Origin of the sequence: Thioclava sp. F36-6, assembly GCF_002020305.1 — a bacterium.
Classification (GTDB): Bacteria; Pseudomonadota; Alphaproteobacteria; order Rhodobacterales; family Rhodobacteraceae; genus Thioclava; species Thioclava sediminum.
On sequence record NZ_MPZX01000004.1, the window covers coordinates 305,533 to 327,981 of the forward strand.

Consider the following 22,449-nt stretch of genomic DNA (forward strand, 5'->3'; position numbering starts at 1 on the left):
AACTTGCGTATTATGTCAGAAAACCCGACGTTTTCAGTCGTAGCGGTTCCAGATCGCGGCTTCGCCGAGCTGGGCTACGAAGGCAGCATGCGCCTCGGCCTCCTCGGCAGTCAAGCGCGGGGGCAGAGGCTCGGGGCGAGGCTTGGGACGCCAGTCTTGATTGGCTCCGGCCTGACGTTTCTGTCCCGTTTCAACGGGTTGCAGCCCGAAGCCCGGCTGCCGACCACCGATCAGCTCGAGATAAACCTCGGCCAGAATTTCACTATCGAGCAACGCGCCATGCAGCGTCCGCGATGAGTTGTCGATGCTGAAGCGGCGGCACAGCGCATCGAGCGTCGCGGGCGAGCCCGGAAATCTCCGCCGCGCCATTGCCAGCGTATCGAGCGCGCGATCATCCGGGATCAGCGGCATCCCGGCCCATCCAAGCTCGGCATTCAGGAATTTCATGTCGAACTTGGCATTGTGGATCACGAGGACCGAGTCCGTGCCGATAAAATTCAGAAAATCGAGGCCGATCTGGGCGAATTTGGGTTTGTCCGACAGGAATTCGTCGCCCAGCCCGTGCACCTGAAAGGCTTCCTGCGGCATCGACCGCTCAGGGTTAATGTACTGGTGATAGGTGTTGCCAGTCGGCATGTGGTTGAAGAGCTCAACCGCACCGATCTCGACGATCCGGTCGCCTTCTCCCGGCTCGAAACCCGTGGTTTCGGTATCGAGAACGATTTCACGCATCTTGCTCACCCCTGATCTTCGTAATCAGGTTTCGCACATCTTGGCGGGTCTGCTCAAGATCGAGGGTTTCGATGACGAAAGTTGCGCGACGTCGCTTTTCCGCATCCGGCATCTGGCGCGACAGAATGAAATCAAGCTGCGCCTCGGTCATGTCAGGCCGTTCTAGAACACGCGCGCGCTGGACCTCCGCCGGGGCGGTGACAACGAGCGTTGCATCGCAGGCGGCATCGGCCCCAGTCTCGAACAAAAGCGGAATATCGAGGAGCATCAGATCCGCCTCCGGATGCGCGGCGATGAAGTCGCTTCGCGAAGCCGTGGTGAGCGGATGAACGATCGATTCAAGGCGGGTTAGAGCCTTTTTATCGCTGGCGAGCAGTTTTTTCAGCTCGGCCCGGTCCACCGCTCCATCCTTGACCGCAGACGGGAAGGCCGCGGCAATCGGCGCAACGGCCGCACCACCCTTGGCGTAGAGATCGTGCACCGTTCGATCGGCATCCCACACGGGAATTCCCGCCTCGGCAAACATCGCAGCCGTCGTGGATTTTCCCATCCCGATGGAGCCGGTCAGCCCGAGCAGGAAAGGATTGCTCATGCCCCGAGCACCGCGTTGCGGACTGTTTCGGTCACTTCCGGGCGCTGGCCGAACCAGCGCTCAAACCCGGGGACGGCTTGATGCAGAAGCATTCCGAGCCCATCGACCACGGTGCATCCCACATCTTCAGCCTCGGCGAGGAATTTCGTCTTAAGAGGTGTGTAGACGAGATCGCAGCAGGTCGCGCTGGGACGCAACGCATCGAGCGGAACGCGGAATTCCGATTTGCCGACCATGCCGAGCGAGGTCGTGTTCACGACGGTCGCGGCATCTTCGAGCATGTTGCCTGCCTGAACCCAATCGTAAACGACGAGACGCGCGCCGAATTCCTGACGCAGCGCGTCTGCGCGCGCCCGAGTGCGGTTCGAGATACGAATCTCCGGCGCGCCACTTTCAAGAAGCGAGGCGACGATGGCGCGCGCAGCGCCGCCAGCGCCCAGAACTGCGGCCGGGCCGGACTTGGGGTCCCAGTTCGGCGCATTCTGCCGAAGATTAGCGATAAACCCGTAACCGTCTGTATTATCAGCGTAAATCTTTCCGTCTGGACGGAAAATCAAAGTGTTCGCGGCCCCGATCAGTGCCGCACGATCGGAAATGACATCGGCAATCTCGAGCGCGCGGATCTTGTGTGGGATCGTCACATTGGTGCCGACGAACCCCGCTTTCGGCAATGTCCGCAGCACGGTTTCCAGATCGTCTCTCGCCACATCCATCGGAATGTAAAACCCGTCGATCCCGTATTCGGCGAACCACGTCCGAAACAGGAGCGGCGAGCGCGAGTGCGCGACCGGCGATCCGATGACGCCGGCGAGGGGAATGCGCGGATGATCCGTCATGTCGTGAAGTCTCCTCGGGCGTGAAGCCAGTTAAGGAATTCGATCAGGGGAAGGCCCAGGACGGCAAAATAGTCGCCTTGGACGCGGGAGAAAAGACGGACGCCTTCTTCCTCGAGTTTGTAGCTGCCGACCGACCAGCGAATGCTGTCCCAGTTGCGGGCGACGTAATCGTCAATGAACGGCTCCGACAGCGTGTGCATCGTGAGCCGCACTTCGCCGACATGCCGCCACAGCGGCTCGCCATCCCGGATCGCGACCATCGCGGAAAGAAGTTTGTGGGTCTGGCCGGAGAGGGCGCGCAGCTGCGATTTCGCATCTTCCGGCGTCTCCGGTTTCGACAAAACCGCGCCTTTGAGTTCGAGAACCTGATCCGCGCCAATCACCAGCTCCCCGGGGTGGCGCGCCGAGAGCTTAGCCGCCTTCATCTCGGCAAGCAGGTCCGCCACATCGCGCGGCTTCGCCTCTTCGGCCTCCAAACTCCGGCGGATCATGTCTTCATCGATGCGCGCGGGCTGCACGGTCACGGACAGGCCGGCGTTGCGCAAAAGCTGCGCGCGGATTTCTGAGGCGGAGGCGAGGAGGATGTTCATGAACTTGTGGATAAGCGGGCGCAGAAGTCTCGGGGTCGAATTGGGCATAACGCGGATCGGCAGATTACTCCACCGGATCGGCACGTTTCATGGCAGATTTCCGAAACTTGTCCACCTGTGGAATTCGGATTCGAGCCGTTGGGGACATGCCGGGGATTTCACAATTTTCTCCCAAGAGTTATCCACAGGTTGACGTTGTGACTCTCTGAAAAAGAATCACGTGATATCAATATTTTAATAAAGATACATCGAGTAAAAGATTAGTGCTCGCCTGATGTTTTCCGCCTGTGGAGAAAGTCTTGATAAAGTGTTAATCCACATCATCAACAGGCCCTACATCATCATCATCTTTTCTTTAAAGAATCTTTTTTGAAGATGATGGCAGCTGTCAGCCGGAGGCGAGATGACCGATTTCCTGAGCACTTGGTATTTGTGGATCAAAGCACTGCATGTGATGGCGATCATCACCTGGATGGCGGCCCTGTTCTATTTGCCGCGACTTTACGTTTACCACGTCGAGGGGCTGAACAAGGCGGGCATGGAGCGCGACAGCGATCAGGAGCTTCTGTTCCGGCATCAGGAAAGGCTTCTTCTCAAGGCCATCATGAACCCGGGGATGATCGCGAGCTGGCTCTTTGGCCTGATGCTGGTTTTCACGCCGGGGATCGTCGATTGGTCGAGCATCTGGCCGTGGACGAAGGCTGCGGCCGTTCTCGGCATGACCTGGTTCCACATGTGGTGCGCGAAGGAACGCAAGGCGCTCGCGGAGGGCAGGGCGAACCGAAGCGGGCGCTACTACCGGATGATGAACGAGATCCCGACCATTTTCATGATCGTTATCGTCGCCTCGGTGATCGTGAAATTCTGACTTTCGTTGACTCAGCGACGCTTTGCGCTTATCTGCGTCGCTAAGCCACGGCCGTCCTGGTCGAACGGTTTTTCTGTTACATGACGAATTTATGCGCCCATCGCTCCGGTGAGGCGCCAGCTGCAGGTGATCCGATGAGCGATGAACGCCTCAATCTCTCCGATTTGAAAGCCAAGAGCCCGAAGGAACTTCTGGCGCTGGCCGAAGAATGGGAGATCGAAAACGCCTCGACCATGCGCAAGGGCGAGATGATGTTCTCGATCCTGAAGGAGCATGCCGAGGATGACTGGGTCATCGGCGGCGATGGCGTGCTGGAAGTGCTGCAGGACGGCTTCGGCTTCCTGCGCTCGACCGAGGCGAACTATCTGCCGGGGCCCGACGATATCTACGTCTCGCCCGACATGATCCGCCAGCACAGCCTGCGCACCGGCGATACCGTCGAAGGCGTGATTCGCGCCCCCGGCGAGAACGAGCGCTATTTCGCATTAACGAAGGTTGAGCGGATCAACTTCGAGGAGCCGGAGAAGGCGCGCCACAAGGTCGCTTTCGACAACCTCACGCCGCTCTATCCTGACGAGCGTCTGAAGATGGAAATCGAGGATCCGACGATCAAGGATCGCTCGGCCCGGATCATCGACCTCGTGGCGCCGATCGGTAAGGGTCAGCGTTCGCTGATCGTGGCGCCGCCGCGGACCGGTAAGACGGTGCTGCTGCAGAATATTGCGACCTCGATCGAGCAGAACCATCCGGAATGTTACCTGATCGTGCTGCTGATCGACGAACGCCCGGAAGAAGTGACCGACATGCAGCGCTCGGTGAAGGGGGAGGTCGTGTCTTCGACTTTCGACGAACCGGCAACGCGTCACGTCGCGGTCTCCGATATGGTGATCGAGAAGGCGAAACGTCTGGTCGAGCATAAGCGCGATGTGGTTATTTTGCTGGACTCGATCACCCGTCTGGGCCGCGCCTTCAACACCGTCGTTCCGAGCTCGGGCAAGGTGCTGACCGGTGGTGTCGACGCAAATGCGCTGCAGCGTCCGAAGCGTTTCTTCGGTGCGGCACGGAACATCGAAGAGGGCGGCTCGCTGACCATCATCGCGACTGCGCTGATCGATACCGGCTCGCGGATGGACGAGGTCATCTTCGAAGAATTCAAGGGCACCGGTAACTCGGAAATCGTGCTGGACCGCAAGGTCGCGGACAAGCGCGTCTTCCCGGCGATGGACATCCTCAAATCCGGTACCCGGAAAGAGGAACTGCTCGTCGATCAGAAGGATCTGCAGAAAACCTACCTTCTGCGCCGCATCCTGAACCCGATGGGCACGACCGATGCGATCGAGTTCCTGATTTCGAAGCTCAAGCAGACCAAGACGAACTCGGAATTCTTCGACTCGATGAACGGCTGAGGCCGTCCTATCTTCCGCAGGGAAGAGGATTGCTATGGACACGATCTATGCACTGGCCACGGCCCGCGGAAAAGCGGGCGTGGCCGTCATTCGTATTTCGGGACCGCTGGCGTGGCAGGCGGCGCGGAACTTGGCAGGGACCCTGCCGGAGCCCCGCGTCGCCGGGCTGCGGCGGTTGCGGCTCGCGGGTGAGGAACTCGACGAGGCAGTGGTGCTGTGTTTCGAGCGCGGCGCCAGCTTCACCGGCGAAGAGGTCGCGGAGCTGCATATCCATGGCGCGATCGCGACGGTTTCTGCCGTGCTGCGCGCCCTTGGGCAGATCGACGGGTTGCGGCTTGCAGAACCTGGTGAATTCACCCGGCGGGCGTTGGAGAATGAGCGGCTCGATCTGGCGCAGGTCGAAGGACTTTCCGATCTGATCGAGGCGGAAACTGAGGCGCAGCGTAAGCAGGCATTGAAGGTTCTGTCGGGTGCGGTTGGGACTCTGGTCGAGGATTGGCGCGCAAAGCTGATCCGGGCGGGGGCGTTGATCGAAGCCACGATCGACTTCGCGGATGAGGAAGTTCCGGTCGATGTTTCGCCCGAGGTGTTGGAGTTGATCGACGCGGTCAGCGCCGGAATTCGAGATGAATTGCGCCGTCTTGGTGCTGCGGAGCGTATTCGCGAAGGGTTCGAGGTCGCGATTGTCGGGCGGCCGAATGCCGGGAAATCAACCTTGCTTAACGCGCTCGCGGGGCGTGAAGCGGCGATCACCTCCGAATTCGCAGGCACGACGCGCGACGTCATCGAGGTGCGGATGGAGATTGGCGGGCAGGCGGTGACCTTGCTCGATACCGCTGGGCTTCGCGAAACCGACGATGTCGTCGAGGCGATCGGGGTGGAACGGGCGCTCGACCGCGCGCGACAATCCGATCTGCGCGTTTTCCTGCTCGACGGCGAGGAAGTCCCGCTGATCGCACCGGAGCCGGGCGATCTTGTGGTGCATGGCAAAGCCGATATCGCTGCGCATGATGGGCTGAACGTCTCCGGGAAAACGGGGGCGGGGCTTGGCGAATTGCTCGCTGCGATCGAAGAACGTCTGTCCGGGCTTGGCGAAGGCGCCGGCGTAATGACGCGCGAACGGCACAGGGTTGCGATGCAGCGCGCATTCGGGGCTTTGGAATCGGCGCGAGATGAGGTATTGCGCGGGTCCGACCGAAGCGAGCTGGCAGCGGAATCACTGCGCCAGGCGGCTTGGGCGCTGGAAGCGTTGCTTGGTCGGGTGGATGTCGAGAACCTGTTGGACGAAATTTTCTCGAGCTTCTGCATCGGAAAGTAAGGAGTGTTTCACGTGAAACATTACGACGTCATCGTGATCGGAGGCGGGCACGCCGGAACCGAGGCAGCCCACGCGGCGGCCCGGATGGGTGCGCAGGTGGCTTTGGTGACACTTCGCGCCGATGCGATCGGGGTGATGTCGTGCAATCCGGCGATCGGTGGGCTTGGAAAAGGCCATCTCGTGCGTGAGATAGATGCGCTGGATGGCGTGATGGGGCGGTTGGCCGACGCCGCGGGTATCCAGTTTCGCCTTCTTAACCGACGTAAAGGCCCCGCCGTGCAAGGCCCGCGCGCTCAAGCGGATCGCAAACTTTACCGTGAGGCAGCCCAGCGTATGACCGCGGCGCAGCCCAACCTCGAGGTGGTCGAGGGGGAGGTGACCGATCTGCGCGTTGAAGGCGGTCGGGTCACTGGTGTGGTGCTGGCAGATGGTGTGACGCTGAGCTGTCAGTCGGCGATCCTGACGTCTGGGACTTTCCTGAATGGCGTGATCCATATCGGCGACCAGCAGCGTCCGGGTGGCCGTATCGGGGATCGGCCTTCGCGCGCCTTGGCCGAGCGGCTTTACGCGATGGATCTGCCGATGGGGCGCCTAAAAACGGGCACGCCGCCGCGGCTGGATGGGAAGACGATTGCCTGGGACAAGCTGGAGAGTCAGCCCGGCGATGACGACCCGGTGATGTTTTCCTTCCTGAACCGGAGTCCCGAGGTCCGGCAGATTTCTTGCGGGATTACCCATACGAATGGGCGGACGCATGACATCATCCGGAGCAACCTTGACCGCTCGGCGATGTATGGCGGTCATATTTCCGGGGTGGGGCCCCGCTATTGCCCGTCGATCGAAGACAAGGTCGTGCGCTTCGCGGATAAGGACTCGCATCAGATTTTCCTCGAGCCCGAAGGTCTGGACGACGACACGGTCTATCCGAACGGAATTTCCACCTCGCTGCCGGTGGATGTTCAGGAAGATTACGTTCATTCGATTTTCGGGTTGGAAGAGGCGAAGATCCTCCAGCCCGGTTACGCGATCGAATATGACTATGTCGATCCGCGCGCGCTGGACGCGACGCTGCAGTTGCGTGCTGTGCCAGGCCTATATCTTGCGGGTCAGATCAACGGGACCACAGGATATGAGGAGGCCGCAGCTCAGGGTCTCGTCGCTGGCTTGAATGCGGCGTCCTCTGCGAAGTCGGGCGCGCCGGTGCATTTCAGCCGGACGTCGAGCTATATCGGCGTGATGATCGATGATCTGACCTCGCGCGGAGTAACCGAACCTTACCGCATGTTTACCTCGCGGGCCGAGTTCCGTCTGTCGCTGCGGGCCGACAATGCCGACCAGCGCTTGACGGGGATGGGGATCGAGATCGGCTGTGTCGGCGAGGCGCGCCGGGTTCTGTTTGAAAAGAAATCCGCAGACCTGACGGCAGGGCGGGATCTGCTGCAGTCGATCTCGCTGACGCCTAAGGAAGCCAAGGCGAAGGGCTTCAAGGTGAACGAGGACGGGACGCGGCGGACCGCTTTCGATCTGCTGTCTTTCCCCGATATCACGATGCCTGCGCTGCAAGAGGCACTGCCGGAACTGCAGAATCTCTCCGATGAGACGGCGCGGCAGCTGTCGATCGATGCGCTCTATGCGAATTACGTTGCGCGTCAGGAGGTCGACGCGGCTTCTCTTAAGCGCGATGAGGGTTGGGAAATTCCCGAAGATTTCGATTTTGATTCCCTGCAGGGGCTCTCGAATGAGCTGAAGGGTAAACTTAAGCGCGCGATGCCAAAAACTTTGGGGCAGGCGGGGCGCGTTGATGGCGTGACTCCGGCGGCGCTGACTTTGATCTTGGCGCGCCTTCGGCAATCAAAGCGGGCACGCTCGGCATGACGGCGCCTGAGGCTGAGGATTTCGCCGCGCGATTCGATGTTTCACGTGAAACATTCGATAAGCTGCTTGCCTATGAGGCGCTGCTCAAAAAGTGGAATCCAGCGATTAACCTCGTCGCGAAGTCGACGTTGGAGGATATGTGGTCGCGCCACTTCCTTGATTCGGCCCAGATATTCGCGATGGCACCAGAAAATGCGCGGATTTGGGCGGATTTCGGGGCAGGGGGCGGCTTTCCGGGTTTGGTGATTGCGATTCTGTCGGCGGAAAAGGCGCCAGAACGCCAAGTCATTCTGGTCGAATCGGATCTGCGAAAATCGGCTTTTCTCTCGACGGTCACGCGGGAGCTGTCGCTCAATATCCGCGTTCTTGCGCAACGAATCGAAGAGATCGCCCCGCTGAAGGCCGATGTCGTCTCGGCCCGGGCCCTCGCAAATCTACCGAAACTACTGGAATTCACTGCGCGGCATCTGAAGCCCTCCGGCATCGCTATCTTCCCGAAGGGTGCGCGCTGGCAGGAAGAACTTGCGCAGGCGAAGGAAAGCTGGTCCTTTGACTACGAGGCGATCGAAAGCCTCAGCGATCCAAACAGTGTTGTCCTGAAAATCCACGGAGCCGAGCGTGTCTGATCCAATTCGCGCAAATGAACCGAAAATCATTGCGATTGCGAACCAGAAAGGCGGCGTGGGGAAGACGACGACGGCGATCAACCTCGCTGCAGGGCTGGTGGAAGCCGGGCGTAAGGTTCTTTTGATCGATCTCGATCCGCAGGGGAATGCATCGACGGGTCTAGGAATTGAGCCCGATGATCGCGAACTGACGACCTACGATCTGTTGATCGAAGACGCGCCAGTTTCCTCGGTTCTGCACAAGACCGAAATCGACGGTCTCTACCTGTGCCCGGCGACGACGGACCTGTCTTCGGCGGATATGGAGCTTGTCTCGACCGAAAAGCGCAGCTTCCTTCTGCATGACGCACTACGACATCCAGATGTTGATAGCTATGGCTTCGACTATATCTTGATCGATTGCCCGCCTTCGCTGAGTTTGCTGACAATCAACGCGATGGTGGCGTCGCATTCGGTCCTGGTGCCGCTACAGGCGGAATTCTTCGCGCTCGAAGGGCTTTCTCAGCTGATGCTGACGATCCGGGAGATCCGCCTGAGCGCGAATCGTAACCTGCGAATCGAGGGCGTCGTCCTCACGATGTATGACGTGCGGAACAATCTCTCGCAGCAGGTGGAGGCGGATGCGCGCGCGACTTTGGGCGAGTTGGTGTTCCGAACGATGATCCCACGGAACGTGCGGGTCTCTGAGGCGCCATCCTATGCGATGCCGGTGCTCAGCTACGACAGCAGTTCGCGCGGGGCGTTGGCCTATCGGAATCTCGCCAGCGAATTGATGTCGCGGCATGAACTGGCAAAGGCGGTGTGAGAATGGCGAAAGAACGCGAAAAGCGTGGATTGGGGCGTGGTTTGTCGGCTTTGATGGCGGATGTTGATTTGAATCCGACCGAGACGACGACGTCTCCGCGTCGCCCGGAGCAATATGTCCCGGTCGAGAAGATCGAGCCGAACCCCGATCAGCCGCGTCGCGATTTCGAGCCGGCCGCTTTGGAAGAACTGGCGTCTTCGATCCGCGAGAAGGGTGTGATTCAGCCGCTTATCGTGCGCAAACATCCGACGAAGCCCGATCATTACGAGATTGTGGCCGGTGAACGCCGGTGGCGCGCGTCGCAGATGGCCAAGCTGCACCAGCTTCCGGTCATCATTCGCGAATTCAATGACACGGAAGTTCTGGAAGTCGCGATCATCGAGAATATTCAGCGCGCCGACCTCAATGCGCTCGAAGAGGCGCTTGCGTATAAGCAGTTGATGAGCCGCTTCGGGCATACGCAGGAAAAACTGGCCGAGGCGCTGTCGAAAAGCCGTAGCCACATCGCGAATCTGATGCGTCTGCTGCAACTGCCCGAAGAAGTGCAGGTTTATCTGCGCGAGGGGAAGTTGTCTGCCGGTCATGCGCGGGCGATGATCACCGCCGAAGATCCGGTCAGCCTGGCAAAACAGGCCGTCGCGAAGACGCTTTCGGTGCGCGACGTCGAGAAACTTGCGAAGAAGCAGCAGGGCGGGGAAGAGCGTAAAGCGCGTCCAAAACCCCAGAAAGACGCTGACACGCGGGCGCTCGAGGGCGATCTGTCCGCGACGATCGGGATGAAGGTCGCGATCGATCATACCAGCAGCGGCGGTGGCAAGATTACGATTTCTTACGACGATCTGGAGGAGCTCGACAAGCTTTGCCAGATGCTCAGCAACGGCTGATCAGCTATTCGGGCGCGTCCAGATGAAAATCAGGACGCCGAGCAAGGTGATCCCCTGAATTGCCAGGATTTCGACCGGTAACCGGAAGACCAAAGACAGGCCGAAAGCCGCGAAAACAGACACTGTTGCCGCGATTTTCGCGCGTTTCGCGATGGCGCGGCGCTCTTGCCAGTCTATGATCTGCGGTCCGAAGCGCGGATGGGTGATGATCCAGTTGTGCAGACGATCAGAGGATCGCGCGAAGCAAAACGTCGCCAGAAGCATCAACGGAACGGTCGGGACGAGCGGCAGAAATAGCCCGATGATCCCGATTCCGGCCGAGATGATGCCAAGCGTGAGCCAGAGGATGCGCATCAGGGGATGAGATCGCGAATAATGGCGTTCAAGACCGGGCGGCCTTGATCCGTCGCGCGCAGAAATCCGTTCTCTCTCTCAACCATGCCGATATCCTCAAGATGGCGCATTGTCGCCTCATCGAGCGGTGAACGCGAGATCGTGTTGAACCGTTCCATCTCGAGCCCTTCGGACAGGCGCAGCGCGAAGAGAAGATACTCGATTGCCTGCTCTTCGCGGGGCAGGGCGGCGCGTTCATTCTCTCCGGCACCGGTTTTTTCCACCTGCGCAAGCCAGGCGCCGGGCTGTTTGAGCGTATCGGTGGCGTGGCGGACACCATTTTCGGTCATGCGCCCATGCGCGCCAGGACCGATACCGATATAGTCGCCATAACGCCAATAAATCAGGTTGTGGCGGCTCTCGGCGCCCGGGCGGGCATGGTTCGATATCTCATAGGCGGGTAGGCCGTGCTTTTCGCAGATTTCCTGCGTCGCGAAATACATTTCGGCGGAGATGTCGTCCTCCGGAATACCGCGGAGCTTGCCGGCGTCGTGACGTGCGCCGAAAACCGTGCCGGGTTCGATGGTCAGCTGGTAGAGCGAGAGATGGTCGACCGCCATTTTCAGCGCCTCATCCAGCTCTGCTTTCCAATCTTCGATCGTCTGGTGCTGGCGCGCGTAGATCAGATCGAAGCTCACACGCTCGAATTGCTTGCGCGCGATGTCGAAGGCTTTCTGGCCTTCCGCGACCGAGTGCATCCGGCCCAAACGGCGGAGGTCTTCGTCATTCAGGGCCTGCATCCCCATCGAGACGCGGTTCACGCCAGCCTCGGAAAAGGCTCTAAACCGCCCAGATTCGACACTTGTGGGGTTCGCTTCGAGGGTAATCTCGAAATCGTTGCTGGTTTGCCAGTTTCTGCGGATGCGCTCGATGATTGCGGCGACGATGTCGGGATCCATCAGCGAGGGTGTGCCGCCGCCGAAGAAAACCGTGTTCAGAATCCGGCCTTCCGTCTGTGCCGCATAACGGTCGAGTTCGCTGAGATAGGCAGAGAGCCATCGTTTCTGGTCGATGGCGGTCGCGACATGGGAATTGAAGTCGCAATAGGGGCATTTGGCGGCACAAAACGGCCAGTGAAGGTAGAGGCCGAACCCTCCGTGCCGCCAATCCTCGGTCATTGCGCGTCGAAAATCGTCACGAACTTGCGGAAAGCATCCGCACGGTGCGAAATCTCGTTCTTTTGCGCGGGATCCATCTCCGCGAAGGTCAGCTCAAAACCATCGGGCTGGAACATCGGATCATAGCCATGCCCGAGAGCGCCGCGCATCGGCCAAACCAGCTGACCTTCGACACGGCCGTCGAACACCTCGTCATGCCCGTCGGGCCAGGCGAGAACCAGGGTGGAGCGGAAGCGCGCGGTCCGCGGCAGCTCCGCTTCGATCTCGTCGCAGGCTTTCCAGGTTTTTTCCATCGCCATGGTGAAGTCGCGCCCGTTCGGCGTGGTCGCCCAATCGGCCGTGTAAACGCCCGGCGCACCGTCGAGACAGTCGACTTCGATGCCGGAATCGTCCGCCAAGGCGGGCAGGCCGGTCGCTTTCGCCGCCGCATGGGCCTTGATCCGCGCGTTGCCGACGAAGGTGCTCTCGGTTTCTTCCGGCTCGGGGAGGTTCATCTCCTTCGCGCCGACGACCTCGACGCCGAAAGGCGCGAGGATCGCTTTGATCTCCTCGAGCTTTCCGGCGTTATGGGTCGCAACCAGCAGCTTCTTTTCGGTGAAGCTTCTCATTCGACTGCGGCTTTCTGCATTTCGACAAGCTTCGCCGCACCTTCCTCGGCTAGATCGAGAAGCCGATCCATCTGTTCGCGCGAGAAGGTCGCACCTTCTGCCGACATCTGCACTTCGATCAACTTGCCGCGCCCGGTCATGATGAAATTCCCGTCAGTGCCCGCTTCGCTATCCTCGGCATAGTCGAGATCGGCGACCGGCTGGCCCGCATAAATGCCGCAGGAGAGAGCTGCGACGTGGTCGAGCAACGGATCCGAAGTGCAAGCGCCCGATTTCAGCAGCTTGTTCGTGGCGAGACGCAGCGCGACCCAACCGCCGGTGATCGAGGCGCAGCGCGTGCCGCCATCGGCTTGGATCACATCGCAATCGACGACGATTTGACGTTCGCCAAGCGCCGAACGATCAACGCCAGCGCGCAGCGCACGACCGATAAGCCGTTGAATTTCAATGGTTCTTCCGCCTTGCTTGCCCGCCGCGGCCTCGCGACGGTTGCGCGTGTTGGTCGCGCGCGGCAGCATGCCGTATTCTGCCGTCACCCAACCAAGGCCAGAGCCTTTGAGGAAAGACGGCGCGCGGTCTTCGATCGTGGCGGTGCACAGCACGTGGGTGTCGCCCATTTTGATCAGGCAAGACCCTTCTGCGTGTTTCGTAACCCCGGTCTCGATTGAAATCGGGCGAAGTTCACTTAACTCTCTGCCGGATGGGCGCATCGTGGGGACCTTTCTAATGAATTCACCCCATTTGATCGCCCATGCGCAGCGATGCAACCCCCGTGCCGTGATTGACCTTCGGCTTCGCGCGGCTTTAAGTCAGCAGGGATGAAGCGCGATGAGTGACCAGAACGATATTCTTTCCGAACTGAACGACCGCTCCCGCGAAGTGTTTCGCCGGGTGGTCGAAGGCTATCTCACGACTGGCGGTCCCGTGGGCTCGCGGAGCCTGACCCGAGAGATGAACGAGAAGCTGTCCGCGGCGACGATCCGCAACGTGATGCAGGACCTCGAATATCTCGGACTTCTGGATAGCCCTCATGTCTCGGCCGGACGTGTTCCGACCCAGACGGGTCTGCGGCTGTTCGTCGATGGGGTGATGGAGGTGAACCATCTCGGTGACGAAGACCGCGCCGCGCTGGATGCCACGATGGGCGCGAATTCAGGCGATGTAGGGTCTTTGTTGGACCGGGTTTCGAGCGCGCTTTCGGGAATGACACAGGGCGCGAGCCTCGTTCTGACGCCGAAACACGAAGCCCCGATCCGGCACATCGAATTCGTCTCGCTCTCGCCCGACCGGGCGCTGGTGGTGCTCGTCTTCGCGGACGGTCAGGTTGAAAACCGCGTCTTCACACCGCCACTGGGCCAGACGCCGTCCTCGATGCGGGAGGCGGCGAATTTCCTCAACGCGATGGCGGAGGGGAAGACCCTGTCGGAACTGCGCGGTCACATTGCGCGCCAGATCGCGAACCATCGCACCGAAATCGATTCGCTCGCGACCGAACTGATCGACAGCGGGTTGGCAGCCTGGGAGAACAAGGGCGAGCGCTACGAGCGGCTGATCGTGCGCGGTCGTGCCAATCTTTTGGGCTCCGAAGATGATCTCGACCGCATCCGCTCTCTGTTCGATGATCTCGAACGGAAACGTGACATCGCCGAATTCCTCGATCTCGCCGAGGATGGCGAGGGCGTGCGTATTTTTATTGGCTCTGAGAACAAACTTTTCTCTCTTTCGGGTTCCTCTTTGGTTGTCTCTCCATATATGAACGCTGACCGAAAGATCATTGGTGCGGTGGGCGTGATTGGGCCGACCCGGCTCAACTACGGGCGCATCGTGCCGATCGTGGACTACACAGCGCAACTGGTCGGGCGGATGATCTCCGGCCAGGGCAAAGGATGAATGGCATGAGCGAGAAAAAAGACGAGATTGCCGAGGATCAGGCGCATATCGACGAGAGCTTCGAGGATGTGCTGTCCCATGAGGAAGACGAGCTCGAGGCATTGCGTGCCGAGCGCGACGATTATCGCGACCGATTCATGCGCGCGCTGGCAGATGCCGAGAATGCGCGCAAACGTGCCGACAAAGAGCGTCAGGAAGCCTCGAATTACGGTGGGACGCGTCTGGCGCGCGACATGCTGCCCGTGTTCGACGCGCTCTCGCGTGCGCTCGAAGCCGCGAATGAGGACGTGCGTTCGCAGGCCGGGCCGTTCCTCGAAGGGGTCGAACTGACCCAGCGCGAATTGCTGAACGTGTTCGCCCGTCACGGCATCACCACGGTGGCGCCCGAGGTCGGCGAGAAATTCGACCCGCAGATGCATGAGGCGATGTTCGAAGCGCCCGCGCCCGGCACCAAGGCCGGCGACATCATTCAGGTCATGGAGAACGGCTTCATGATCCACGACCGGCTTCTGCGGCCGGCGAAAGTGGGCGTCAGCTCCACTCCGAAATCCTGATCGGACAGGCTGGGGGCGCTGCCCCCAGACCCCCGGGATATTTTCCCCAAAACGAAGATCACTCCGTGAGAAGCGCGCGAAGCTCGTAAAGGGCGTCGAGCGCGTCTTTCGGTGTCATGTCGTCTGGAATGAGGGCTTTCAGCCGCTCTTCCAATTCTGACGGACCTGCTGGCGCGGCGGCCGGTTGCGGTGTGTTAGACACTGAAAACAGCGGCAGATCGTCGATCACCGCCTGTTTCTTGCCGCCACCTTCGCGTTCGCCCTTCTCCAGCGCATCGAGCACGATCCGGGCGCGTTCCACGACGGAATGCGGAAGCCCGGCGAGGCGCGCGACCTGAACCCCGTAGGAGCGGTCGGCGGCGCCTTTGCGAACTTCGTGCAGGAAGATCACCTCGCCTTCCCACTCCTTCACCGCGACGGTCGCATTCTCGACGCCGTCCAGCTTGGCCGACAGCGCGGTCATCTCGTGGTAATGGGTCGCGAAGAGGGCCCGGCAGCGGTTGGACGCGTGCAGATGCTCCATGACCGCCCAGGCGATCGAGAGCCCGTCATAGGTCGCGGTGCCGCGGCCGATCTCGTCGAGGATCACCAGAGCGCGGTCGTCGGCCTGATTGAGGATCGCGGCAGTTTCGACCATCTCGACCATGAAGGTCGACCGGCCTCGTGCCAGATCGTCCGCCGCGCCGACACGGCTGAAGAGCTGAGACACAAGACCGATATGGGCGGATTTCGCCGGAACGAAGCTGCCCGCCTGGGCGAGAAGCGCGATCAGGGCGTTCTGCCGCAGGAAGGTCGATTTACCGGCCATGTTCGGACCGGTGAGCAGCCAGATCGCGGGGGTCGCGCCCTCGGTCAGTTCGCAGTCATTCGCGATGAAAGGCTCGCCGGATTTCTTCAGCGAGGCTTCGACGACCGGATGCCGCCCGCCCTCAATCTCGAAGGCGTGGCTGTCATCGACGGTGGGTTCTGCCCAGTCTTCGTTGCGGGCCAGCGTCGCGAAAGCGCTGGAGAGGTCGATTTCGGCAAGCGCGCGCGAGGCTTCGTTGATTGGGCCTGCGCGGTCGAGAATGGCCTGTCTTAGGCTGGAATAGAGCCTTTTTTCGATCTCCAACGCATGGTTCCCGGCATTGAGAATCCGGGTTTCGATTTCGCTCAGTTCGACGGTCGTGAAACGCACCTGGTTCGCGGTGGTCTGACGGTGGATGAAGCGTTCCGACAGCGGCGGGGCGAGCATCTTCTCGGCATGGGTGGCCGTGGTTTCGATGAAATAGCCCAGCACGTTGTTGTGCTTGATCTTCAGCGAATTGATTCCGGTGGCCTCTATATATTCCGCCTGCATCTTCGCGATCACGCCGCGGCCTTCGTCACGCAGCTGGCGCGTCTGGTCTAGATCCTCGTCGTAACCCGTCGCGATGAAACCGCCATCGCGCGCGAGAAGCGGCGGTTCCGCGATAAGCGCCGCATCCAGAAGGGCGGTGAGATCGTCATGGCCCATAAGGGCTTTCGCAGCCTCGGCGAGCAGCGGCGGGGCCGCGACGTTCGCCACGGCTTCGGCAATCCGCTCGGCCTGCTCCAGCCCGTTGCGGATCGCGGCCATGTCGCGCGGGCCGCCGCGGTCGAGGGCGAGGCGTGACAGCGCGCGATCCATATCAGGGCAGCGCTTCAGGTCGGCGCGGATATCTTCTGCAAATCGACCCTGTTCCAGCAGAAAACGGACAGAATCGTGCCGTGCGTGGATCTCGGTCAGGTTCCGGGACGGGGCGGAGATCCGGCGTTCGAGAAGCCGTGCCCCGCCCGCCGTCACGGTGCGGTCGATCGCGTTGAGGAGCGAGCCCTCGCGTCCGCCCGACAGAGCCTGCGTCAGTTCCAGATTGCGGCGCGTGGCGGCGTCGATCTGCATCGCCGCGCCGCTGTCTTCATGCACGGGACGGCGAAGCAGGGGCAGTTTCCCTTTCTGCGTGATCTCGAGGTAATCGACGATCGCGCCCATCGCGGCCATCTCGGCGCGGGTGAAGCTGCCGAACGCGTCGAGCGATCCGATCGAATAGAGCGACAGAAGCCGCGTCTCGGCGGCCTGACTGTCGAAGCTCGCACGGGACAAGGGCGTCATCGCGGCCCGCATATCAGAGACTATTTCGGCGCAATCGGCCTCTTTGGCCTCGCTGACCAGCACTTCACGTGGCGCAAGCCGGGCAAGCTCGGGGCCCAGCCGCGACAACGGGCAGGGCGTCACGCGGAACTCGCCGGTGGAGATATCGACCCAGGCGATCGCGGCCTCGTCGCGAACTTCCGCCCAAGCGGCGAGGAAGTTGTGGCGACGCGCCTCCAGCAGGCTTTCCTCGGTCAGCGTGCCGGGCGTGACCAACCGCACCACATCGCGTTTCACGACGGATTTCGAGCCGCGCTTCTTCGCCTCGGCCGGGTCTTCCATCTGCTCGGCAATGGCCACGCGGAAGCCTTTGCGGATCAGCGTTAGCAGATAGCCCTCAGCCGCGTGCACGGGAACGCCGCACATCGCGATGTCCTCGCCCAGATGCTGTCCGCGCTTGGTCAGCGCAATGTCGAGGGCGGACGCGGCATCCACCGCGTCCTGAAAGAACATCTCGTAGAAATCACCCATCCGATAGAACAGGAGCGCGCCCGGATTGGCCTCCTTGATCCCCAGATACTGTTCCATCATCGGTGTGACGGTCGGCTTGGCCATGTGCCCCCCCATTTGCTGGTCGCGCGACCCTACAAAACCCCGGATTCGGGCGCAATTCCGTTGAGTGACGGATCACGGGACGTTAAACGGGTTCGGACCTGCAGGAGGAGCACCGGCCCAATGCCCAGCAAGAACCGTATCACGCCCGAAGAGGCGTTGGCCTATCACCTCGACCCGCATCCGGGGAAATACGACATCACCGCGTCGAAGCCCATGACATCGCAGCGCGATCTGTCGCTAGCCTACAGCCCCGGCGTTGCCGTGCCGGTGGAGGCGATCGCGGAAAACCCCGAGCTGGCCTACGATTACACCGTGAAGGGAAACATGGTCGCCGTGATCTCGAACGGCTCGGCCATTCTGGGGCTTGGCAATCTCGGGGCGCTGGCTTCGAAACCGGTGATGGAGGGCAAGGCGGTCCTCTTCAAGCGGTTCGCCGACGTGAACGCGATCGATATCGAGCTCGATACCGAGGATGCCGACGAGATCATCAACGCGGTGAAACTGATGGGGCCGACCTTCGGGGGGATCAACCTCGAGGATATCAAGGCGCCGGAATGTTTCATCATCGAGCAGCGGCTCAAGGAGTTGATGGACATCCCGGTGTTCCACGACGATCAGCACGGCACGGCGGTGATCTGTGCGGCGGGGTTGATCAACGCGCTGGAGCTGTCGGGCAAGAAGATCGAGGACTGCAAGATCGTGCTGAACGGCGCGGGCGCTGCGGGCATCGCCTGTCTGGAGCTCGTGAAGGCGATGGGCGCGAAGCACGACAATTGCATCATGTGCGACACCAAGGGTGTGATCTATCAAGGTCGTACCGAGGGCATGAACCAGTGGAAATCTGCCCATGCGGCGGTGACGGATGCGCGCTCGCTGGACGAGGCGATGGAAGGCGCGGATGTGTTCCTTGGCGTGTCGGCCAAGGGCGCGGTGACGCCCGAGATGGTGCAGTCGATGGCCGACAATCCGGTGATTTTCGCGATGGCGAATCCGGACCCGGAGATCACGCCGGAAGAGGCGCAATCGGTGCGCCCGGATGCGATCGTGGCGACGGGGCGGTCGGACTATCCGAACCAGGTGAACAACGTCCTCGGCTTCCCCTACCTGTTCCGCGGCGCGCTCGACATCCATGCCCGCGCGATCAATGACGAGATGAAGATCGCCTGCGCCAACGCTCTGGCGGAGCTTGCCCGCGAGGATGTGCCCGACGAGGTCGCGATGGCCTATGGGCGCAAGCTCAGCTTCGGGCGCGATTACATCATTCCGACGCCTTTCGACCCACGGCTGATCCACGTGATCCCGCCGGCGGTCGCGAAGGCCGGGATGGATACCGGCGTTGCGCGCCGTCCGATCATCGACATGGAGGGCTATGCCCAAAGCCTGAAAGCGCGGATGGACCCGACCGCGTCGATCCTGCAGGGCATCCAGAGCCGTGCGCGTCAGGCGCAGGCGAAGATGATCTTTGCCGAGGGCGATGACGAGCGGGTGCTGCGCGCCGCCGTGGCCTATCAGCGCTCCGGCATGGGCGAGGCGCTGGTCGTGGGTCGCGAGCAGGATGTGAAGGAAAAGCTGGAAACGGCAGGTTTGGGCGATGCCTATCGCGAACTGCGCGTGGTGAATGCCGCGAATTCCAAGCATACCGAGACCTACAAGGACTTCCTGTATAAGCGCCTGCAACGGCAGGGTGTGGACCGCGAGGATGCGCATAAGCTGGCGACGCGCGACCGGCATGTCTTCGCGGCGCTGATGCTGGTGCATGGGCATGGTGATGCAATGGTCACGGGTGCGACCCGGAAATCGGCCCATGTGCTGGAGCTGATCAACAAGGTGATCGACGCCAAGCCCTCGGATGGGGCGGTCGGGATCACTGCCCTGCTGAACAAGGGTCGCGTGGTGCTGATCGGCGATACGCTGGTGCATGAATGGCCCGACGAGAACGATCTGGCCGATATCGCGACGGCGGGCGCGCATGTGGCGCGGGGTCTGGGCCTCGAGCCGCGCGTGGCCTTCTGTTCCTTCTCGACCTTCGGCTATCCGGTCTCGGAACGCGCCACGAAGATGCATGTCGCGCCGAAGGTGCTCGACGCGCGCGGGGCGGATTTCGAATATGATGGCGAGATGACCGTCGATGTGGCGCTCAACATGGATCAGATGAAGAACTACCCGTTCTGCCGTCTGACCGGCCCCGCCAACATTCTCGTCGTGCCGGCACGCCATTCGGCCTCGATTTCTGTGAAACTGATGCAGGAGATGGCGGGCGCGACCGTGATCGGCCCGATCCTGACCGGGACGAGCCACGCGGTGCAGCTGTGCTCGACCACGTCGACGGTGAACGACATCCTCAACATGGCGGCGCTTGCCTCGTGCAAGCTGTGCCTGAAGGACTGAATTGAAAAGGCGCGCGGTGATCCGCGCGCCTGTTTCGCTTTATCCCAGCGCGTAGCCCGTGCCGCGCACCGTGCGCACCGGATCATCCCCGCCATTGGCCATCAGCGCCTTGCGCAGCCGCCCGACATGGACGTCGATGGTGCGGGTGTCGACATAGATGTCGCGGCCCCAGACCCGGTCGAGCAGTTGATCGCGGGTCCAGACGCGGCCAGGTTTTTCCATCATCGTCGAGAGCAGCCGGAACTCGGTCGGACCGAGTTTCAGCGGCTGGCCGTTGCGGAAAACGCGGTGTTCCTCGGCATCTAGGATGATGTCCTCGAAGCTCAGCCGCTCGCCCATCGTCGCGGGCCGCGTGCGTCGCAGCTGGGTGCGGACGCGCGCCATCAGCTCGACGACCGAATAGGGTTTCACGACGTAGTCGTCCGCGCCGGTCTCGAGGCCCCGCACCCGGTCCACCTCTTCGGAGCGCGCCGAGAGCATGATGACAGGAATGTTGCGGGTCTCGGAATTGGCCTTCACGCGGCGACAAATCTCGATGCCCGAGACATTGGGCAGCATCCAATCCAGCACGATCAGATCGGGCTTCTCTTCCTTCAGGAACAAGAGGCCCTCGTCGCCGTTCTCGGCCATCACGACGCGAAACCCTTCGGCTTCGAGGTTGTAGCTGAGAACTTCGCGCTGGGCGTTTTCGTCTTCAACCACAAGGACGCAGGGTTGTTGAGCTGGCGACATTTCTCAGGTCTCCGTCACATTACGCTCGAGCTTTTCGGGCGCGCGTCTTCCGGCATTTCGCCGGTCACGAGGTAGATCACCTGCTCGGCGATCGTCGTCGCATGGTCGCCCATCCGCTCGATGTTCTTGGCGATGAAATGCAGGTGCATGCAGGGCGTGATGTTGCGCGGGTCTTCCATCATGTAGGTCAGGAATTCGCGGAACAGCGCGTTATACATCTGGTCCACTTCGAGATCGCGCTCGCGCACATCGGCGGCCAGTTTCGGGTCGCGCTGGATATAGGCGTCGAGCGCGTCTTTCAGCATCGCCTCCGTCGTGCCCGCCATGCGGCGGATCGCGGTCGCGGTGCCGCTGATCTGCGGCCCGTCGGACAGAACCTGCGTGCGCTTGGCGATGTTTTTGGCGTAATCGCCGACTCGTTCGAGGCTGGCAGAAATCTTGATGACAGAAAGCGCCATGCGCAGGTCGCGCGCGGCGGGGGCCCGCAGGGCGATCAGGCGCGCGGCTTCTTCGTTGATCTTCTCTTCCAGCTCGTCGACGGCACGGTCACGGGCCCGGATCTGCTCGGCCAGTTCGAGATCGCGCACTTCGAGGGCGCGGGCGCTTTCGAGGATCTGCTCCTCGACGAGGCCGCCCATTTTGACGACCAATGCCTGCACCGCCTCAAGGTCGCGGTCGAAGGCGGAAAGAATGTGCTCGCTCATGATTATTTGCCTCCTCAGCCGATCCGGCCGGTAATGTAGCTTTCCGTCCGGCTGTCGGACGGGTTGGTGAAAATCTTGTCCGTGTCGTCGTATTCGACGAGGTTCCCGAGGTGGAAGAACGCGGTCTTCTGACTGACGCGTGCGGCCTGCTGCATCGAGTGCGTCACGATCACTACCGAGAAATTCGCGCGAAGCTCGTCGATCAGCTCCTCGACCTGCGCGGTCGCGATCGGGTCGAGCGCCGAGCAGGGCTCGTCCATCAGCAGCACTTCCGGCGAGGTCGCCACGGCGCGCGCGATGCACAGGCGCTGTTGCTGACCGCCCGAAAGCCCGGTGCCGGGCGCGTGCAGGCGATCTTTCACCTCGTTCCACAGCGCGGCCTTGCGCAGCGAGTCCTCGACCACCTGATCCAGCTCGGCCTTGTTCTTCGTCAGGCCGTGGATTTTCGGCCCATAGGCCACGTTGTCGTAGATCGACTTCGGAAAGGGGTTCGGCTTCTGGAACACCATGCCGACCTTGGCGCGCAGCTGCACCGGATCGACGCGCTTGTCGTAGATGTCTTCGCCGTCGAGTTTGATGTCGCCCTCGACGCGGCAGATATCGATCGTGTCGTTCATCCGGTTCAGGCAGCGCAGGAAGGTCGACTTCCCGCAGCCCGAGGGGCCGATGAACGCGGTGACGGTCTTGTCGAGAATATCGACATCGACGTCCTTGATCGCGTGGGTGTCGCCGTAATGGACCTGCACGTTGCGTGCGGTGATCTTGATGTCGTCAGTGGTCACGGCTCTCTCCGTCAGGCTCATGTCTTCCATGTTTCTCGCGCTCC

The 22,449-nt window shown here is 61.3% G+C and carries 22 protein-coding genes; 10 read left to right on the plus strand and 12 right to left on the minus strand.

Annotated elements, in window-relative coordinates:
- Positions 1–33: 33 nt before the first annotated feature.
- The 4 genes from dnaQ to BMI88_RS18705 are packed head-to-tail and all read right to left on the minus strand — an operon-like array spanning position 34 to position 2,798.
- Positions 34–732 carry a DNA polymerase III subunit epsilon gene (gene dnaQ, locus BMI88_RS18690; RefSeq protein WP_078541749.1) on the minus strand — a complete coding sequence of 233 codons (699 nt, stop codon included), beginning with the start codon at positions 730–732 and terminating at the stop codon, positions 34–36.
- Positions 725–1,324 (minus strand): dephospho-CoA kinase, encoded by a 600-nt coding sequence (coaE, locus tag BMI88_RS18695; RefSeq protein ID WP_078551020.1) that lies wholly within the window; start codon positions 1,322–1,324, stop codon positions 725–727. Before coaE ends, dnaQ begins: the two co-directional genes overlap by 8 nt.
- Positions 1,321–2,160 carry a shikimate dehydrogenase gene (locus tag BMI88_RS18700; protein WP_078551021.1) on the minus strand — a complete coding sequence of 280 codons (840 nt, stop codon included), beginning with the start codon at positions 2,158–2,160 and terminating at the stop codon, positions 1,321–1,323. Before BMI88_RS18700 ends, coaE begins: the two co-directional genes overlap by 4 nt.
- Positions 2,157–2,798 carry a Maf family protein gene (locus BMI88_RS18705; RefSeq protein WP_246831932.1) on the minus strand — a complete coding sequence of 214 codons (642 nt, stop codon included), beginning with the start codon at positions 2,796–2,798 and terminating at the stop codon, positions 2,157–2,159. The genes BMI88_RS18700 and BMI88_RS18705 overlap by 4 nt, the downstream gene beginning before the upstream one ends.
- Positions 2,799–3,153: 355 nt before the next feature.
- Between BMI88_RS18705 and BMI88_RS18710 the strand changes: the two genes are divergently transcribed.
- From BMI88_RS18710 to BMI88_RS18740, 7 genes are all read left to right on the plus strand, one after another.
- On the plus strand, positions 3,154–3,618 hold the full coding sequence (locus tag BMI88_RS18710) for a CopD family protein (RefSeq protein ID WP_078541497.1): 465 nt from the start codon (positions 3,154–3,156) through the stop codon (positions 3,616–3,618).
- 134 nt (positions 3,619–3,752) lie between these two features.
- Entirely contained in the window at positions 3,753–5,024 is a 1,272-nt protein-coding gene (gene rho / locus BMI88_RS18715; RefSeq protein WP_078522665.1) for a transcription termination factor Rho, read from the plus strand.
- Between the two features lie 34 nt (positions 5,025–5,058).
- Positions 5,059–6,342 (plus strand): tRNA uridine-5-carboxymethylaminomethyl(34) synthesis GTPase MnmE, encoded by a 1,284-nt coding sequence (mnmE, locus tag BMI88_RS18720; RefSeq protein ID WP_078551023.1) that lies wholly within the window; start codon positions 5,059–5,061, stop codon positions 6,340–6,342.
- A gap of 12 nt (positions 6,343–6,354) precedes the next feature.
- Positions 6,355–8,217 carry a tRNA uridine-5-carboxymethylaminomethyl(34) synthesis enzyme MnmG gene (mnmG, locus tag BMI88_RS18725; protein ID WP_078551131.1) on the plus strand — a complete coding sequence of 621 codons (1,863 nt, stop codon included), beginning with the start codon at positions 6,355–6,357 and terminating at the stop codon, positions 8,215–8,217.
- Positions 8,214–8,843, plus strand: a complete 630-nt coding sequence (gene rsmG / locus BMI88_RS18730; RefSeq protein WP_078551024.1) for a 16S rRNA (guanine(527)-N(7))-methyltransferase RsmG — start codon at positions 8,214–8,216, stop codon at positions 8,841–8,843. Before mnmG ends, rsmG begins: the two co-directional genes overlap by 4 nt.
- Positions 8,836–9,648, plus strand: coding sequence for an AAA family ATPase (locus BMI88_RS18735; protein ID WP_078522668.1), 813 nt, complete (start codon positions 8,836–8,838; stop codon positions 9,646–9,648). The genes rsmG and BMI88_RS18735 overlap by 8 nt, the downstream gene beginning before the upstream one ends.
- Before the next feature lie 2 nt (positions 9,649–9,650).
- Complete coding sequence (locus BMI88_RS18740) at positions 9,651–10,532, plus strand: ParB/RepB/Spo0J family partition protein (protein ID WP_078551025.1); 882 nt, start codon at positions 9,651–9,653, stop codon at positions 10,530–10,532.
- Here the strand turns inward: BMI88_RS18740 and BMI88_RS18745 are convergent, their stop codons facing one another.
- Genes BMI88_RS18745 through rph form a run of 4 tightly spaced genes read right to left on the minus strand, consistent with a single transcriptional unit; the run spans position 10,533 to position 13,361 of the window.
- Positions 10,533–10,886, minus strand: coding sequence for a YbaN family protein (locus tag BMI88_RS18745; RefSeq protein WP_078551026.1), 354 nt, complete (start codon positions 10,884–10,886; stop codon positions 10,533–10,535).
- Positions 10,886–12,043, minus strand: coding sequence for a radical SAM family heme chaperone HemW (gene hemW, locus BMI88_RS18750; protein WP_078551027.1), 1,158 nt, complete (start codon positions 12,041–12,043; stop codon positions 10,886–10,888). The genes BMI88_RS18745 and hemW overlap by 1 nt, the downstream gene beginning before the upstream one ends.
- Positions 12,040–12,651, minus strand: a complete 612-nt coding sequence (gene rdgB, locus BMI88_RS18755) for an RdgB/HAM1 family non-canonical purine NTP pyrophosphatase (protein WP_078551028.1) — start codon at positions 12,649–12,651, stop codon at positions 12,040–12,042. The genes hemW and rdgB overlap by 4 nt, the downstream gene beginning before the upstream one ends.
- Positions 12,648–13,361, minus strand: a complete 714-nt coding sequence (rph, locus tag BMI88_RS18760; protein WP_078551029.1) for a ribonuclease PH — start codon at positions 13,359–13,361, stop codon at positions 12,648–12,650. Before rph ends, rdgB begins: the two co-directional genes overlap by 4 nt.
- A 118-nt stretch (positions 13,362–13,479) precedes the next feature.
- Between rph and hrcA the strand changes: the two genes are divergently transcribed.
- Together hrcA and BMI88_RS18770 are read left to right on the plus strand one after the other, a co-directional pair.
- On the plus strand, positions 13,480–14,541 hold the full coding sequence (gene hrcA, locus BMI88_RS18765) for a heat-inducible transcriptional repressor HrcA (protein WP_078551030.1): 1,062 nt from the start codon (positions 13,480–13,482) through the stop codon (positions 14,539–14,541).
- 5 nt (positions 14,542–14,546) lie between these two features.
- Entirely contained in the window at positions 14,547–15,095 is a 549-nt protein-coding gene (locus BMI88_RS18770) for a nucleotide exchange factor GrpE (protein ID WP_078522675.1), read from the plus strand.
- 58 nt (positions 15,096–15,153) lie between these two features.
- Here the strand turns inward: BMI88_RS18770 and mutS are convergent, their stop codons facing one another.
- Positions 15,154–17,799 carry a DNA mismatch repair protein MutS gene (mutS, locus tag BMI88_RS18775; protein WP_078551031.1) on the minus strand — a complete coding sequence of 882 codons (2,646 nt, stop codon included), beginning with the start codon at positions 17,797–17,799 and terminating at the stop codon, positions 15,154–15,156.
- A gap of 120 nt (positions 17,800–17,919) precedes the next feature.
- Here mutS and BMI88_RS18780 point away from each other — a divergent pair, with 120 nt between their 5' ends.
- Positions 17,920–20,187: an NADP-dependent malic enzyme gene (locus BMI88_RS18780; protein WP_078551032.1), complete on the plus strand. Its 2,268-nt coding sequence runs from the start codon at positions 17,920–17,922 to the stop codon at positions 20,185–20,187.
- Positions 20,188–20,226: 39 nt separating this feature from the next.
- Here BMI88_RS18780 and phoB read toward each other — a convergent pair whose 3' ends face one another.
- From phoB to pstB, 3 genes are read right to left on the minus strand one after another with little or no spacing between them, the layout of a single operon-like run.
- Positions 20,227–20,919 carry a phosphate regulon transcriptional regulator PhoB gene (phoB, locus tag BMI88_RS18785; protein ID WP_078522678.1) on the minus strand — a complete coding sequence of 231 codons (693 nt, stop codon included), beginning with the start codon at positions 20,917–20,919 and terminating at the stop codon, positions 20,227–20,229.
- Between the two features lie 14 nt (positions 20,920–20,933).
- On the minus strand, positions 20,934–21,623 hold the full coding sequence (phoU, locus tag BMI88_RS18790) for a phosphate signaling complex protein PhoU (RefSeq protein WP_152844554.1): 690 nt from the start codon (positions 21,621–21,623) through the stop codon (positions 20,934–20,936).
- Between the two features lie 14 nt (positions 21,624–21,637).
- Positions 21,638–22,435 carry a phosphate ABC transporter ATP-binding protein PstB gene (gene pstB / locus BMI88_RS18795; protein ID WP_078522679.1) on the minus strand — a complete coding sequence of 266 codons (798 nt, stop codon included), beginning with the start codon at positions 22,433–22,435 and terminating at the stop codon, positions 21,638–21,640.
- Positions 22,436–22,449: the final 14 nt, after the last annotated feature.